This window comes from Paenibacillus sp. J5, assembly GCF_054955055.1.
Genome location: NZ_JBUEDD010000001.1, coordinates 272,201 through 286,991 on the forward strand (window position 1 = coordinate 272,201; position 14,791 = coordinate 286,991).

General features: G+C 54.0%; 11 protein-coding genes. All 11 read right to left on the reverse strand.

Annotated elements, in window-relative coordinates; all coding sequences use genetic code 11:
* Nucleotides 1–42 precede the first annotated feature (42 nt).
* Nucleotides 43–1,503, reverse strand: a complete 1,461-nt coding sequence (locus ACY1JZ_RS01020) for an extracellular solute-binding protein (protein WP_462627676.1) — start codon at nucleotides 1,501–1,503, stop codon at nucleotides 43–45.
* Nucleotides 1,504–1,542: 39 nt separating this feature from the next.
* The gene (locus ACY1JZ_RS01025; RefSeq protein WP_462627677.1) at nucleotides 1,543–2,427 is read right to left on the reverse strand and encodes a carbohydrate ABC transporter permease; all 885 of its coding nucleotides are present in this window, start codon (nucleotides 2,425–2,427) and stop codon (nucleotides 1,543–1,545) included.
* A gap of 15 nt (nucleotides 2,428–2,442) precedes the next feature.
* Nucleotides 2,443–3,327 carry an ABC transporter permease gene (locus tag ACY1JZ_RS01030; RefSeq protein ID WP_270168695.1) on the reverse strand — a complete coding sequence of 295 codons (885 nt, stop codon included), beginning with the start codon at nucleotides 3,325–3,327 and terminating at the stop codon, nucleotides 2,443–2,445.
* A 195-nt stretch (nucleotides 3,328–3,522) separates the two neighbouring features.
* Nucleotides 3,523–4,374 (reverse strand): AraC family transcriptional regulator, encoded by an 852-nt coding sequence (locus ACY1JZ_RS01035; RefSeq protein WP_462627678.1) that lies wholly within the window; start codon nucleotides 4,372–4,374, stop codon nucleotides 3,523–3,525.
* A 26-nt stretch (nucleotides 4,375–4,400) separates the two neighbouring features.
* Complete coding sequence (locus ACY1JZ_RS01040) at nucleotides 4,401–4,712, reverse strand: DUF4387 domain-containing protein (RefSeq protein ID WP_462627679.1); 312 nt, start codon at nucleotides 4,710–4,712, stop codon at nucleotides 4,401–4,403.
* The gene (locus tag ACY1JZ_RS01045) at nucleotides 4,709–6,082 is read right to left on the reverse strand and encodes an acyclic terpene utilization AtuA family protein (protein WP_462627680.1); all 1,374 of its coding nucleotides are present in this window, start codon (nucleotides 6,080–6,082) and stop codon (nucleotides 4,709–4,711) included. Before ACY1JZ_RS01045 ends, ACY1JZ_RS01040 begins: the two co-directional genes overlap by 4 nt.
* Before the next feature lie 96 nt (nucleotides 6,083–6,178).
* Entirely contained in the window at nucleotides 6,179–6,883 is a 705-nt protein-coding gene (locus ACY1JZ_RS01050; RefSeq protein WP_270168689.1) for a FadR/GntR family transcriptional regulator, read from the reverse strand.
* Nucleotides 6,884–7,030: 147 nt separating this feature from the next.
* Nucleotides 7,031–7,771, reverse strand: a complete 741-nt coding sequence (locus ACY1JZ_RS01055; protein ID WP_462627681.1) for a GNAT family N-acetyltransferase — start codon at nucleotides 7,769–7,771, stop codon at nucleotides 7,031–7,033.
* Nucleotides 7,772–7,900: 129 nt separating this feature from the next.
* Complete coding sequence (locus tag ACY1JZ_RS01060; protein WP_462627682.1) at nucleotides 7,901–9,688, reverse strand: ABC transporter ATP-binding protein; 1,788 nt, start codon at nucleotides 9,686–9,688, stop codon at nucleotides 7,901–7,903.
* On the reverse strand, nucleotides 9,685–11,445 hold the full coding sequence (locus ACY1JZ_RS01065) for an ABC transporter ATP-binding protein (RefSeq protein WP_462627958.1): 1,761 nt from the start codon (nucleotides 11,443–11,445) through the stop codon (nucleotides 9,685–9,687). Before ACY1JZ_RS01065 ends, ACY1JZ_RS01060 begins: the two co-directional genes overlap by 4 nt.
* A gap of 64 nt (nucleotides 11,446–11,509) precedes the next feature.
* On the reverse strand, nucleotides 11,510–14,791 hold the full coding sequence (locus tag ACY1JZ_RS01070) for a non-ribosomal peptide synthetase (RefSeq protein ID WP_462627683.1): 3,282 nt from the start codon (nucleotides 14,789–14,791) through the stop codon (nucleotides 11,510–11,512).

Sequence of the window (14,791 nt, forward strand, 5' to 3'; positions counted from 1 at the left end):
CCTGGTTAGCCCCCGCACTCCCCAGTCCTGTAATCTACTGATCTACTTGATAATTTGATTTGCATACTCGGTTAATTCCTTGCCGCCCGCAGCGTTCCATTCCTCCACGAATTGATCAAAATCAGCCGTCGTTTTCTTGCCGGTGACGACGTTCGCCGCAAACTCCTTATACAGCGCGTTACAGGCATCCCACTTGGAAGCCAGCTCGGCCGGGATAATGAAGCTGTTGTCCTTGGTCGACATCGAGGCCATCATCTCCAGCGACTTGACCGCTGGCTCGGACAAATAAGGTGTCGATGGATCGAACTCCTTGTCCGGCTTGAAGCTGACGGTTGATTCGACAAAGCGTGCATACCATTCGGCTGCCTTATCCGTCAGTTTAATTTTGCCGTCCACGATTTGGTATTGCTCGCCTTCAACGCCGAGCTTGTCGAGCATTTGCCCCTTGGGGCTCGCCAGGAATTCCAGCACCGCAAACGCCATTTCCTTGTTCTTCGATGTCTTGGCGATAGCGAACCCGCGGCTTTCCTTGCTGACATCAATCGGCGTATAGCCCTGCGCCTTGCCCTTGGCTGGCGGCAGCGGTGTAATCTGCGCGCTCGCACCGTTCTGAGAGGTCACTTTGGAATTGTAGATGTGGATGACTTTGCCCTGCGTTCCCGCGATGACTGCCGCTTGACCGTCATAGAATGCTTTTTCTTTCGTATCCCATTTTTTCGTCAGAAACTCTGGATCAAGCAGTCCTTCTTTGTACAGCTTGGCGTAAAATTCCAGCTTCTCTTTCTCAAACGAAGTGGTTTTGCCGAATTCGTAGCTGCCGTCCGCACCCTTCATCCAGGTGGAGGTGAGACCGAAGGCCTGACCGAAGGTGGAATCCAGCTCATCCAGTGTGCCCGAGGTCGTGTAGGCGAACTGGGCACCGTTCTTCTCCTTGACCTCCTTCAAGAAGGTATAGTAGTTATCGATCGTCGGATTCGCGAGCAGCTCCTTGCCTGAGGCTGTCTTATCCAGCCAGTCCTGGCGGACGACAGGTATGGAATTGCTGGTTGGCGACAGCCAGACGAGATACGGATAGTTCTTCGTTCTTTCCTGGTTGTACGGGTTCATCGCCGCCTTGACGTTCGTGGAGCTCTCAATGTACGGCGTCAGGTCTTCGAGAATTTCTTGTGTGATGGCGAACTGATAGTCGCCGCCCTGGAAGTAGATCAGATCCGGGATGTTGCCGCTTTGCAGCAGCAGACCCAGCTTCTCGGAATAGGTGCCGCTCTGCACCGGAACGACCTCCAGCTTCACATTTTTCCCTTCGGCCTTCATTCCGTCTTCGATGCCCTTGATCAACAGATCGTCCTGCGTTAAGTCCTTGTCGACGATCGTAATCGTCACAGGCTGGTCTGGCGCCGTCGAGCCCTGCCCCCCATCGGCGGGTTCCTTGGTGCTGCCGGAGCTGCAAGCCGTAGTCAACAGCATCAGGACGGCGGTCATGGTGATAGCGATTTTTCTCATTTGGATTGTCCTCCCCTGTATTTGTCCATGTATGAAACCTTACTCCTTGACGCCGCCATCCATAACGCCCTTGGTATAGTACTTCAGGATGATCGGATACAGCATCAGAATCGGGATCATCGCGATGATGATTGTAGCCGCTTTCAAGGATGAGAAGTCGAGCTGGGCAATGTTATTATTCTTCAATAGATCCGCGGCACCGACGAGCGTCGTCGTATCCCGTTCGACCACGAACTGTCTTAGCAGCACTTGGAGCACTGTATTGTCCCGACTGGACAGGAAAATGCTTGATTTGAAAAATTCATTCCACTTCGCTATCGCATAGAACATCCCGATGGTCAGCAGCGGAATACGCGCTAGCGGTAATACGATGCGGGCGAATAAGGTCATATGCCCCGCTCCGTCGATCTTGCCCGCCTCCAGCAGCGAGTCCGGGATCTGCTCCAGGAACCGCATCATGATGATCAGATAATAGACGTTGATCATCCGGTACAGTACCATCGCCCAGAGGCTGTCGAGCAGATGTATATCCTTGACGACCATATATTCCTGCACGATCCCAGGCTCGAAGATCATAATGATGATGAGGAAAATCATGATCGGCGTCTTGAAGGCCAACTGCTTGCGGGTCAGCACATAAGCGGCAATGGTGGTTAGAAAGAGACTGAAACACGTACCCACAATGGTGATGAATAGCGAGTTCAGCAGCGCCTTCCCTACAATCGGATTGCCGAGAACGACCTGATAGTTAATGAAAGAGAATCCCCGCGGCCAAATTTCGTACCCGTGCAGCAGGTACACCTTGTCGGGATGCGACAGCGACCGGGCGAGCAGATTGACGATCGGTACGAACATCGTGAGCGTGACGACCGTCAGGATCAGGCCCAGGATCACCTTGGAGACGGTCAGCTTTCGATCCGGCATGAACATTCCACCTCCCTACCATGCCCCTTTGGACGTTAATTTCTTCGAGATAAAATGGGTAGACAGCACCAGTACGACGCCAATTAAGCTCTTGAACAGGTTGGCCGCGGTCGCAAACGAGTATTGTCCATTAATCAGACCCACCCGATACACATACGTATCGATAATATCGATCTGGCTGTTGACGGAATCGTTGGTGAAGTTGAGCACTTGATCGAGTCCGGCGTTCATGATGAAGCCCACATTGAGGATAAATATCGTCACCATCGGCACATACAGATGCGGCAGCACGATGCGTGTCACGATATGCCACCGGCTTGCACCGTCAACGTAAGCGGCTTCATACAGACTCGGACTGATGCCCATGATAGCGGCCAGATAGATGATCGAATCCCAACCGATACTGCGCCATGCTTCACTTGCGAGCAGCACCCAGCGGATACTGTCCTTGTCGGTGAGAAAGTCCTTCGGCGCCATGCCAAGCGCTTTCATCAATTCATTAACTGCTCCGGTCGATGGGGACAGAAACTCGAACCAGATGCCCGCGATCACTACCCAGGACAGGAAATGCGGCAGATACGCCACGACCTGCACCGACTTGCGGAATTTCCCGTTGGCGAATTCATTCAGCATTAAGGCAAAGCAGATCGGCAGAGGGAAGATCAGAACCATCTTCATAGCGCTAATAATAAGGGTGTTCTGCAATACATGACCGAAAACCGGCGTACTGAACAGCTCCTTAAAATATTTGAGCCCAACATACTCGTTATCGCCGAGAATGCGATAATCGTAAAAGGCCAGCTTCATCCCGATTATCGGCCAGACATGCAACAGTACGAAATAGATCATGCAAGGCAGCAGCATAAGATATAGAACTTTATCCGACCACATTCGCTTCATTCTGGTGTACACTTTACTTTCTCACCTCTTGTCTGGTCCATTGTTCGTTGATCATTATTCCGTGTGAAGATCGCCTTAACGTCTAACATGAAAGCGCTTGTACATTTAGGTCGCATAACGTTTCTACAATTCAAATTGTAATGAATTCTGACGAAGGAGTCGTCTTCAATTCGATTTAATTCTTCTCAAAAACAGCTATGGATACGAAGTAAGCATATCGTTTCTGAATTCCTTGGGGGTCATGCCCACAATCTGCTTGAAGGATCTGTAAAAGGAAGCATGGCCTTGAAAGCCGCAAGACAAGTACACCTCGGTAATCGATATATTGGGGTCGCTCAACTTTTTCTTGGACTCATGAATGCGGACCTTCGTCAGATATTCCTTGAAGCCCTCTCCCATCGTTTCCTTGAATAGATGATACGCCCGCGATGGGCTCAAGGATAAGCTAGCGGCAATATGCTTGAGCTGAATATGTTCATGATATTGTTGATGGATCACCCCGAGAGCCGGCTGCAATTTCTTATAGGCGTGCAGCGAGCGATTCCACTCCTCCATCGGTATTTCATTGGCATAATGACGAAACAGATGTGCGCACACTTGGGTTAACAAGCCTCGAATCATACTCGTATGCGCTCGATCCTGCCCCTGAACCTCATTCCAGATGTCTCGAAGCAGCCTGCCAATTTGTACAGCCACCTGCGAGCCTCCATCGATTTTGTTCACTACATACTTGGACTTCATGAAGAATGGAGCCAGCAGCTCGTTATCTCCGCCATCGATTAGCGAGCCTTCAAATTTCAAGAAGTGAAATTGACATGGCTTCAACGGGTCGGATTGCGCACGGTGCTTTTCCATATGACTGACGACAAATACATCGCCTGTATGGATGTCATACTTTTTGTCCTCAAAGTAAAACAGCCCTTCCCCCTCAAGGCAATAGCCCACCTCAAATGAAGTGTGCCAATGGAACGGTTCGAGATAAATACTGGGCATCCAGCGTGAAATATGAAGGGGAAAATTTTTATTCAAATTATATTCTCGCTTCATTCGCTATCACGATCCTTTGTTCATCTTCACAGCTCCACTTCCAGCTCCATCAGCGGCGCGTGCTGCTGGGCTCCGTACACGTCGCGATCCAGGAAGGTGCCGGAGGATACTGTGCGGGAGAATGTAATCTTAAAGCCGAGCGCCTGGTCATAAAAGACGATATGTGTAATACGCTCCTCCGGGATATGATATAACCGGGATACAAGTTCCTTATTGATAAGTTCTTGCTGCTTGAGCTTGTAATAGATGTCGGGGTCGCTGAACAGCACGTCGAGCGTAATTTCGAATGGGCCGCTGTTCTTGCTCCGCAATACGGTTGCTGCGTCATAGAGCTTCATGGCTTCACCTCGATATAGTCGATAGGGAACATCTCCAGCCCGTCTGTGACCTCCATCAAGTGATAGACGGAAAATTCGTACACTGCGCCGAACGGCACGTCGCTCGGGGCGAACGGGAACGCCAGATTGCCCGCCGTCGCCTTGCGCCCTTCATAGCCGTAATGCAAGAAGGTCGACCGGAGCGAGCTGCAGATTGCGTTCGCCAGCTCCTGCGTCTTCGCCACGACCTCCAGGACGACACCCAGCTCATGGGCGGGTGTACGCCGAGGCTCCAGCTCGCCGAGTACACCGTTCAAGCCATAGTTAATGAAGTGAATCCGGTAATCGTCTTGCGGTACCTCCTGGTAATCGCTCTGCACCTGTTGCTTCACCAGCTCCTCCACCTCTTCAATGCGGGCAATCAGCAGCGGGTCGCGCACGCCGGCGACGACGAATGTCCGATAGGCGACCTTCATCGCCCCTTCCAGCTTGATCTTGTACACCGGCGTCAGCTCCATCTTGCTGCCGCTCACCTCGACGCTGCCATCGCCGAGCTCGGTGAACTGGCATTCTTCCAGGTTCAGCACCAGTCCCGGCCCGTGCAGAAGGTACGGATGCTCCTTCTCGTAGAACGTATGGGCCGCGACCGATACCGCCGTGCAGCGGCGCGCGTCGCTAAGCGGCTGCACGATGAACGAATCCTTCTTGAGCGTGCCGAGCATGCAGTCCTTGGTCGTTCCCGGCTCCGCTGATAATGCGGCGCATTCGAGAATTTTGCCAAGATGATACGCGAGGGCCGCATCATAGCCGTGGAACATCGCCACAGCCGCGAACGGCGACGGATCATAAGCGCGTCCGCAGATGATGATGTCGGCACCCGCGGCAAGCGCTTCCATTATGGGCTCGTGGCCCATCTGCGCCACGATGCCGCTCGTCGCCTGCAGTCGCTCTGGCGTCAGCGGCGTAACGGACAGGCCAAGCGGCTCGCACTGGCCAGCCTGCTGCTTCGCCTCCACCACCTCATGGGGGATGTCCGCCCAGATCATGGCGAGCTTGATGCCGCCGATTCCACGCTCTTGTAGAATGTCCATGACGATGGACTGCGTCCATTCGACATGCACCCTGGCGCCGCTGCCTCCAGCAGACCCGATAATAACGGGGATACCCGCCTTGACGCCCTCGGTAATCATGATCTCAAGATCCTTCTTGCAGGCCTGCCTGCTGACAATTGCCGTGCCTGCGCCCAGCTTGTGAGGGCCGGCATCTGTAGACCCGGCATCAACGACGATCGCATCCGGCTTAAGCTCCATCCCTTTCATAAAGGAGGCTTTAGGAAAACCGTACCCCAGCATGCCGCAGGGGGCCAATATTCGGAATGACTCTTTGAGCATATCTATCCTCCATTCGCTGTCTTAGCGTTCAATCTTTCCATTTTTTCTTGAATTGGATAATTGGATGACCCAATTATAGGATCAAAAGGATGCTCCTCATCCATTTGATCCTGCTTTGTTCAACATAATGTTTTGCTTGACCTGGCCGATATGATGCAGCAACGCTTCCTTTGCCTTCTGCGCATCTTTCTCTTTGATCGCCTGGAGAATGCGCAAATGCTCTGTGTACACCTCCGCTCGGCGTCCGGGAATATCCACGGTCTTCGTCGCCGTCTTCTGCAGAAGATCCATATGCAGCTCGATCAAGTTAACCAATACCACATTATGTGTCGCCTTGGCGATTGAGAGATGGAACGCCTGATCTGGATTGCCCGGATCGTCCGAGTCGATGTCGATCTTGCCCCAGCGCTCGAGAGCGCTTTCAATCTCGGCGATGTCCTGCCGGGTCGCCCGTTTCACCGCCAGCTCGACAATGCCGGTTTCGAATATTTCCCGTGCCTCCAGCAGCTCGATAATCGTCGCCCGCTCGATATTCTCAAGCATGCGCTTCTGATCCTCGGCTTTGCTTATATTTCTGCTGAGGAAGCGTCCGCCGCCAGGGCGTGCCTCGATCAGCCCTTCCCGCTCCAGTATACGGAACGCTTCCCGCAGAGTGCCGCGGCTGATGCCGAACGCCGTAGCCAGCTCTCTCTCCGTAGGCAGCACATCGCCTGGAGCGAGGTTCCCCTCGAGGATCAGATGCTCGATCTGCTCAATAACATCCTCGTATACCCGATGATACTTAATCTTCTTAATTGACATTGTTAATAACCCTTCCGTCTGATCGTTGCTCGTGGATAATTGGATCACCCAATTATTCGCACCTTTATACTAATCATAAATGTTCTAGCTGTCAATCCCTTCCCTATATACTTCGGATGATGAGAGGCTCATTAGCGTTGACAGACGTCAGTCGTTCTTCTTTATTCGATACCAATACTCATAAATTTCTTGGAAGCCTAGACGCTGATACAATTTTACGGCTGGAAAATTATGCTTTACGACCTGAAGATAACACGTTGCGATCCCCTGATCTCGCGCCCAACTCAACATATTTAAAATCAACTGTTTTCCGTACCCTTGATTTCTATACTTCTCTTCGGTGACGATATGATGCAATCCAAAATATCCACGGGTCACCACCCCAAATCCGCAAGCAACAGGAATCTCGTGTTGATATAATATAAAGAACGCTTTCTTGCTTAGAATATTTCTAATGATCCTTTCTTGATCGCGAGATTGCTGCTCATCGAGGCTGGAGAACCTGCTGAACAGCTCTAGCCACCGATTTGTAAGCTCTGCATCAATAGAGATGGAATCGTTACTAGGCTTCTCCACGTGATTCAGCCCTCGAATTTTTACACTTGACCGTTCGTGGATCACATAATGGCGTTCTTCCAACAAGGCATCCAGATTGGCGGGATGCGTAAAAGGCGTGATCTTGAATATTGTTGCCAAGCCATTTTCCTTGTATATCGCCTCACATTCCTCTATTTTCTCTTTCACATTCTCTTTCCCCTCATATAGCGGGCTGATAGAATTCGCTCTTTTTGTACATCCATTCGCAAAGCGAAGTAGCCATCCATCCAACGTCATGGTTTGCAGGGAGGGCCAGGCGTGAAGCGTTAATTCTTCTACATTTTTAAACATGATGCCACTCTCCAATGAATAGAGTTATAGTTGAATAATTATACTATTTATATTATATTTATTCAACTCTCCTATGTTCGGGTATGCTCAAGGTAAAGCACCTCGTCATTGGGAGAGTCAGGGGGCTGCTCACCCCCTGCTGCTCGCTTCCATACTACCGTATAATGTCGCGAAGTGGCCCCCCTGTTCAAGCAGCTCCCGGTACGTGCCTTGTTCGACCACGGTTCCCTCACTCATGACCATGATCAGATCCGCTCTCTCCACGGTGCTGAGCTGATGGGCGATCAGAATCGTCGTGCGGCCCTCCATCAATTGGTCGAGCGCCTGCTGCACCCAATATTCCGACTCGGAATCCAGGGCAGACGTGGCCTCATCCAGCAGCAAGATCGGAGCGTTCTTGAGCAATGCGCGAGCGATGGCAATCCGCTGTCTCTGACCGCCTGACAACGACTTCCCGCGTTCCCCCACCTGCGTCTGGTACCGCTCGGGCAGCTCCTCAATAAAATGATGCGCATACGCCGCCTTCGCCGCCGCAATAATCTCCTCCTCGGTCGCTTGCGGATTGCCATAACGAATGTTCTCTTCAATCGTACCGCTGAACAGGAAGGCATCCTGCGGCACATAGGCGATACACGCCCGAAGCTCGTCCAGGGTATACTGTCCGAGCGGCTTGCCCTGAATGAGAAGCGCCCCGCCATCAATGGGGTAGAAGCCTAGCAGCAGCTTGATCAGCGTGCTCTTGCCGCTGCCGCTGCTGCCTACGATCGCGGCGATCTGCCCTGGGGCGACCCGCAACGAGACCTCATTCAGAACCTTCTTGCCTGACGAATAGGAAAAATCTACGCGCTGTAGCTCCACCATGGCAGGCGAGGAGGAGGAGGAGGAGGAGGTCTTCCGCGAAGCCTCATTCTCTAGCGGGGCTCCGATATGCTCCGGCTCCTCCTGCTCGTCCAATAGCTGCTGCAGGCGCTGCGCACCGGCCAACGAGTTCTGCGCCATCGACAGGACCGTCCCCAGATTCATAATGGCGTGAGTCAGATTGATTTGCAGCACAGCCAGCGCTGCTACGGTTCCCATCCCAATCAGACCATACGTATAGAACAGACTGCCCGTGGCAATGATTCCACAGAAGGTCACATAGCTTACAAAGTGATTCACGGCGGACAGCATGCCATTTTTCCTGGCGGTTTGTGTAGCGACGCTCGTGACTTGTTCATTCAGGCTCGCGTACTGCGCATAGATCGGCTGGATATGAAATAATTTGACAAGCTGAATCCCGCCGATAAAGTCGGAGAATTTCTCCGTCATCCGCGCCAGCAGCTTGAGCGACTGCTCGGAGAGGAGGCGGATCTGCCGGATAAACCTTGCGCTGATCGCAAACGAGATCAGCAGGATGGCAAGCGAAGCGCACGCAAACGGCCAATGAATGACAAACATCGTCACGAGCGAGCCCACACCGAATACGAACTGCAGCAGCAGTACGAAATATACGCCGGTGTACGTCACCTCCAAGGTCGTCACGTCGTTGTTCATCCGCGAGAGGATGTCCCCGTTATGCGTCTGCTCCAGATAGCTCGGTCGCAGCTTGCAGAGCTTGACAAACAGACGCTCCCGTATATCTGCCATCGTCCGCTCCACGCTGCTGCGGAACATATAGGAGAAGCCCGGAGCGACGAAATTCACGAGAAACAGCGAGCCAGCCAGGATCAATATAGCACGGTACATCAGCGAAGTATCCTGCGTCACCGCGAAATCCACCAGACCCTGAACGACCAGGCTGAAGGAGACCAGAAACAAGCTTTGAATAGTCGTGCTTAGACTAATCCCGGTGAAATAACGAATTTTGCTTCCTTTGCTCATAAAGCTCAGGATGTGACCCAGTTCCTTCGCATGGGAGATCAAGTGAGCTACTTTCATGAGAAGGCCACCTTTCTGCTCTTCACAGCGGCAGTGGCAAACTCCTGATGGTACGATCGGGCGTACAGGCCATTCAACGTCAGCAGCTCCTCATGATGGCCCGCTTCTGCAATTTCCCCCTGCTCCAGGACGAGAATTTCATCCGCCTTCTCGATGGTGGACAGCCGATGCGCGATCACAATCGTTGTTCGATCCTTCATGAGCACATTCAGCGCTTCCTGAACGTATAATTCAGAGGCGGTATCCAGCGCGGAGGTCGGCTCGTCCAGGAGCAGAATCGGCGCATCCTTGAGGAATGCGCGGGCAATCGTGATCCGCTGGCGTTGTCCCCCGGATAGAAGCCCTCCCCTCTCTCCTACATCCGCCTGATACCCGCCGGGAAGCTCCATAATAAACGAATGCGCATTGGCCTGCTTCGCCGCTTCAATCACCTCGTCCATCGTTGCATTCTCCCGTCCGTAAGCAATATTGTCGGCAATCGTGCCGCTGAACAAATACGCATCCTGGGTCACCACCGAAAAACAAGCGCGAAGCTCATTCGGGTTGCTGTCCTGGATCGGCTGACCGAAGATTCGGATCGTCCCCTGGTCGGCGGGCAAGGGGTAGAATCCGCACAGGAGCTTAAACACCGTGCTCTTGCCCCCGCCGCTCGCTCCAACCAGCCCAATGGTTTTCCCTTCTGTTACCGTAAAGCTGAGATTTCGCAGCACAGGAGCCTTGTTATCATAAGCGAACGTCACGTTATCAAATACGACGGGCGGATCACCCGTTCTTGTTATCGAATGCCCCTCCAGAGTTTCGGCAGGCTGCCTCAGCATCTCGGCCACCCTCTTGAGCGCCCCGGTCATTTGGAAGGTATTCGTAATCAGCGTCGGGATGTGATCCAGCGGCTCCAGACATAGATTAAGCAGGTAGAGAAAGGCGATTAATTCTCCCGCGCCGAACTTGCCGATCGATATGAGGTAGCTGCCATAGATCACCGCAAATATAATCGGACTGAGCATCAGCGAGAACAAGAGCGGATCAACCCAGGCCTCCCGTTTTCGCACGGCCAGCTTCTTGAGCAGCGTCAATTGCAGCAACGACTTGTACGAACGCAGCAGCATTCCCGAGAGCAGATAGCTTTTTACAATCGGCATCCCGCCCAGCGTATCCTGCGTAATCGCGTTCATCTGCCCCATATGCCGCTGCGCCTCTTCCGTCAGTCGCTGCATTTGTTTGCCGACCCAGTGCGAGACAAGCAGGGAGATGGGAAGCAGCAGGAGGCTGAACAATACGAGCTGCCACTGAATCCAGATCAGATAGGTGAAGCAGCCGATAAACAAGAGCGGATGGTAAAACCATTGCGCCAAATCTCGACTCATGAATTGTTGGATCACCTGCAGGTCATTGCTCGACCGCGACAGCACATCCCCCGAATGCTGCTTCTCGATATAATGAACAGGCAGCCTCCCGATATGGTTCATCAGATGATTGCGAATATCTCTAACGGCCATGGCGCTGCTGCGCTCCACACCGAACGCCATAAAATATTTCGCGGGAACGCCGATCAGGATGACGGCAAATACGGTGAATACGATGGGCATGACGAGCTGTCCTGCCCCATTCTGCGCATGCGTCGTTAAATCCTGAATGAAGCTGCCGATCCAGATCTCGATCAGCGCGGCTGCCATGGCGGAGACAATCCCGATGACCATCCATCCGAGATGAGCCCTCATATAGGTCCATAACCAAAGGAACGCGTTCCACAGGGTCATTCCGTCTTTTCGCTCTTGCACCACATGTTGTCCCCTTTCAAGGTATGCACAGGGTTAATCCACTTCATAACGGCACCTTATGCGATTCCAGCTTCCGCTCCATGATCTGCTGGACGATGCGCCCAATGACGTTCGCATTTTCTTCCACGTATTCGGGAGCAAGCACCTGCTCGTGAACCCCGGCGAGCGCATATTCCTCGTAGCTAAGCCGGGTCGCATCCTGCCATGACGGCCGGTGCTCCAGCGCTCCACGCTCTCTGGTGCCCTCGGCGATAAGCCCATGAATATGGGCCTCAACCGTGCCCGAATGAATCAGGCTCGCTCCATAGGTCAGGTACGCCCGCACCTTGCGCTCCACACGTTCGCGAATGAATGGATTGTCAAGCAATTCCTTCTCCATACCGTCGGCAGGCTCCAGAATTTCCTTGATGTCGCTCTCCACTTCCTCCAGCGGAGTGGCACATTGCTTGTACAGGGAGTCCAGCATGATCAGGTCCGAGACGCGGCCGCCTCTTCTCTCGATCGCCTGGGCCACCTCATACATCAGATTGCCACCCAGCGAGTACCCTAGCAGCACATACGGAGCGTCGTTCTGCACGCGGCGCATCTCGTCTACATAACGGCCAGTGATGTCCTCGCCATCTTCCGTATCGTCCATAAAATCGATGGCGTACAGCACGCAGCGCCCATCCAGCCTCTTCGCCAGCTCCATATAACCGATGCCATATCCGCCCCCCGGAGGAAAGCAAAACACGTTGATCGGGCCGTGCTCGTTGAGCTTCATGAAGCGGTCGCCGCGATGTCCCTCAAGACCGGATTGCCAGATTTCATACGCCATCGCTTCGATGGACGGATGCTGGAACATGTTGTGGAGCGAGATTTCGACCCCTGTTGCGGCATATACCTTCTGAATCAATTGCATCAGGCTTAACGAGTGGCCGCCCAGATCGAAGAAGCTGTCCTTCACTCCGACCCTCATCGGGCCAAGCACCTCTTGCCAGATCTGTACCAGCTGCTCCTCCAGCGGGGTGCGCGGCGCGATGTATTCCGCACCAGTATTCACGCTTCCCTCCGGCGCTGGCAGCGCCTTGCGATCCGTCTTCCCGTTCGCCGTCAGCGGCATCCTCTCAAGCTGCACGAAATACGACGGAATCATATACCCTGGCAGCTCCTCCGACAGCCAGCCTCGCAGCTCGCTCACCGTCAACGCCTTATCCGCCACCAGGTACGCGCAGAGCTGCTTCTCTCCGCTGCCATCCTCGCGCGCCATGACGACGGCTTCCTGCACCGACTCCAGCTTCAACAACTGCGCTTCCACTTCCCCTAGCTCGATCCGGTACCCCCGTACCTTCACTTGATGGTCGATCCGGCCCATGTACTCGATGTTGCCGTCCGGCAGCCATCTCGCCAGGTCTCCCGACCGGTACAACCGCTCGCCAGGCGTGAACGGGTCGTCCACGAACTTCTCTGCCGTCAGCTCCGGCCGGTTCAGGTAGCCCCGCGCCAATCCTTCGCCCGCCACATACATCTCGCCCGCTACGCCCGCTGGCACGCATCTTCGGTTCCCATCCAGCACATACACCTTCAGCGTCGGGATCGGCCTGCCGATGTTGCTTCTTCCCTCGGCAATCTCCACCTCGGTAATTTCCTTGTACGTCACATGCACCGTTGTTTCCGTGATGCCGTACATATTGATCAGTTGCGTCGCCGGGTATCGCTTCCTCCAGTCCTTGAGCTGCTGCGGCGCCAGCGCCTCCCCGCCGAAGATCACCTTGCGCAGGCACAGCGTCTGTTCGCTCTCCGCCAGTGCTTCACGCAGCAACTGGTAGAAGTACGTCGGCGTCTGGTTCAGGATCGTGACCCCACGCTCCTTCAGCAAGTGCAGGAACTGCGCCGGATGCTTCGCAATCATCGGCGGAACAATGACCAGCTTGCCTCCGTACAGCAGCGCCCCGTACATCTCCCATACCGAGAAGTCGAAGCAGAACGAGTGGAACAACGTCCATGTATCCGCCGGGCCGAAGTCGAACAGGTTTCTGCTGTTGAACAGCAGCCGCACCACGTTCTTGTGCTCGATCAAGGTGCCCTTCGGCTTGCCTGTCGTGCCCGACGTGTAGATGACATAGGCCAGATCATGCGGCTCGTTCACCGAGGCAAGATTCGTGCCATCCGCTGCATAGGTCTGCTCGTCATCCAGCAGCAGGCTCACTCCTGCGAAGGCTGCCTTGTCCTGCAGATGCGATTGCAGCAGCAGCACCTGGGTACCCGAATCGTCCAGCATATAGCGGATGCGCTCCTCCGGGTAGTCGGGATCGATCGGCACATAGGCCCCGCCTGCCTTCAGGATGGCGAGTATCCCGATCACCATGGATGGCGAGCGCTCCGCCATAATGCCCACGAGCCGATCCGCCCCTACGCCTTGCCCGCGCAAGGTGCGCGCCAGACGATTCGCCCGCTCGTTCAGCTCGCGGTATGTCAGCCGCTCGTCCTCATACTCGACCGCGACCGCACCCGGATGACGCTCCGCCTGCTCCTCGAACAGCCCGTGAATCGTCTGCTCTCGCGGATAATCCGCCTCGGTATCGTTGAATACAGTAAAAATCTCGTCCAGCTCGGCATCAGACAGGATGTCCACTCCGCCAATAGCCAGGTCTGGCTGGAACAACACGCCTGTCAGCAGCCGAATGTAATGATCGATGCCCCTGGTCATAAAGGCTTCGTCGTATCGGGTGGAGTTGAAGCTTAGCTTCAACTCGATGGAGCCCTCCGCCATTTCAAACTGAAACAGAGTGTCGCTCCAGGCGATGCTCTTTCCAGTGTCCGTATGCAGGCTTGTTAATGAGACTACTGTAGGGATCACAGGCTCGCCAGACGGATGGTACGCTACGTTCAGAGGTTGAACCATCTTGCGAAACGGAAGATGCTGATGCTCGATGGCTCCGCTGACAGAGGATTTGATCTGTCCGAGCAGCGTTCTCAGCGTGCTCTCGCCATTCACCCTCGTCTTAATTAATAGAACGTCGTGGGTCGGCACGCTTCCATCATCGGGCTCGCTGTACGCGGGCATGCCCACAATCGTATGCTCTTGATGCGTATAGGTGTAGAGCAGCCCGTTAACTCCGGCCAATACGATCAGATAGACAGCCATGTCCGCTCCCTTGGCCAGCGAGATGATCCTCGCGGACAGCTCCTGTGGCAGCTCGCGGCGGATGACACCGATGCTGGATGCCTCCTTCACGCTTGTTTCCTTATGGATGGGGCTGCTATGCGGCAAGAAGCTCATACTATCTTCGTTGTCAAAAATCCCGCTCCAATACGCCTCTTCCCTCTCAAACACCGACTTCAT

What these genes read in the sequence shown, in the direction of transcription:
- ACY1JZ_RS01040 (WP_462627679.1), bottom strand. Translation starts at nt 4,712, where the DNA reads ATGAAGCTCTATGACGCAGCAACCGTATTGCGGAGCAAGAACAGCGGC.
- ACY1JZ_RS01050 (WP_270168689.1), bottom strand. Translation starts at nt 6,883, where the DNA reads ATGTCAATTAAGAAGATTAAGTATCATCGGGTATACGAGGATGTTATT.
- ACY1JZ_RS01070 (WP_462627683.1), bottom strand. Translation starts at nt 14,791, where the DNA reads ATGAAGTCGGTGTTTGAGAGGGAAGAGGCGTATTGGAGCGGGATTTTT.
- ACY1JZ_RS01045 (WP_462627680.1), bottom strand. Translation starts at nt 6,082, where the DNA reads ATGCTCAAAGAGTCATTCCGAATATTGGCCCCCTGCGGCATGCTGGGG.
- ACY1JZ_RS01025 (WP_462627677.1), bottom strand. Translation starts at nt 2,427, where the DNA reads ATGCCGGATCGAAAGCTGACCGTCTCCAAGGTGATCCTGGGCCTGATC.
- ACY1JZ_RS01035 (WP_462627678.1), bottom strand. Translation starts at nt 4,374, where the DNA reads ATGAAGCGAGAATATAATTTGAATAAAAATTTTCCCCTTCATATTTCA.
- ACY1JZ_RS01030 (WP_270168695.1), bottom strand. Translation starts at nt 3,327, where the DNA reads ATGAAGCGAATGTGGTCGGATAAAGTTCTATATCTTATGCTGCTGCCT.
- ACY1JZ_RS01020 (WP_462627676.1), bottom strand. Translation starts at nt 1,503, where the DNA reads ATGAGAAAAATCGCTATCACCATGACCGCCGTCCTGATGCTGTTGACT.
- ACY1JZ_RS01065 (WP_462627958.1), bottom strand. Translation starts at nt 11,445, where the DNA reads ATGACCCTGTGGAACGCGTTCCTTTGGTTATGGACCTATATGAGGGCT.
- ACY1JZ_RS01060 (WP_462627682.1), bottom strand. Translation starts at nt 9,688, where the DNA reads ATGAAAGTAGCTCACTTGATCTCCCATGCGAAGGAACTGGGTCACATC.
- ACY1JZ_RS01055 (WP_462627681.1), bottom strand. Translation starts at nt 7,771, where the DNA reads ATGTTTAAAAATGTAGAAGAATTAACGCTTCACGCCTGGCCCTCCCTG.